The organism is Clostridium sp. C105KSO13 (assembly GCF_001517425.1).
In the GTDB taxonomy this organism is placed as follows: domain Bacteria; phylum Bacillota; class Clostridia; order Lachnospirales; family Lachnospiraceae; genus Muricomes.
In genome coordinates this window covers 1-878 of the sequence record NZ_FBWL01000033.1, presented here as the reverse complement: position 1 = coordinate 878, position 878 = coordinate 1, and the positions used below count along the sequence as shown (strand labels likewise).

Genomic DNA, 878 nt, shown 5'->3' with positions numbered 1-878 from the left:
GCAAATGGTGTACCTGCCGGATGAGTTGAATGGCTTTGATCCATTGTATAACCTCCTAAAGACATCTTAGGTTAATTTTACAGGATCTGCATGGAGATTACACGACGCTATCTTTTGAAGCACTTACATTCATATCGTGTAAAGAGCAGGAATTGAGTATATTTACTACTTCATCTGTAAGTGCTGTCCGGCTTGCTTGTGTCTTGCCCCAAATTAGTTCATCCGTCTGCACCTATAGTTCCTTAGCAAGTTTCACTAACAGGGGAAGGCTTAGCTTCGTATTCCCAGATTCTACATGACTTATATGTGTGGTGGATATTTCAACCTTATATGCCAGCTGCTCCTGTGTAAGATTTAGGGCTTTGCGATACTTCCGTATACGGTGTCCAATTTCATAATAATTCATATGTCACCACCTATTTTGATAATTGATAAATATATTGTATAGGCGAATTGAATGTGTTAAAAACAACCATATAGGCTAAATTATGCCTATAAAGTTTATGCTATGCATTGGATTGCGGAACATCCAAAAAAATTTTAAAATTTAAAACTTTTTATCACCCCGCATTGTCTTAGCTGTAAAGCGAGGTGAGAAGATGAATTTTATTCAGTGGTTTATCCGTTTGGTAAAGCGGGATATGAAGGAATACGAGGGGGATATGGGGTAAAAGAAAAAGATATTCAAATGATACTTTCCTAAAAATACCTGTCAATACAAAAATGAATGTTAAAAATATAAATGATACTATATAGTGGCTCAGTTGTCAAGACAAAAATTTAAGATTTTTATAATGAACTGATATGGTTGATAAGTGACAAGGAACAGGGGGAGAATAGTGGAACACTCTCCAGATCCAAATATGCATTAAGCTACA

Annotated in this window: 1 protein-coding gene; it reads right to left on the bottom strand. The window is 35.9% G+C overall.

From position 1 onward, the window contains the following. Nucleotides 1–232: 232 nt before the first annotated feature. Complete coding sequence (locus BN3456_RS00105; protein ID WP_089981940.1) at nt 233–406, bottom strand: helix-turn-helix domain-containing protein; 174 nt, start codon at nt 404–406, stop codon at nt 233–235. Nucleotides 407–878 lie beyond the last annotated feature (472 nt).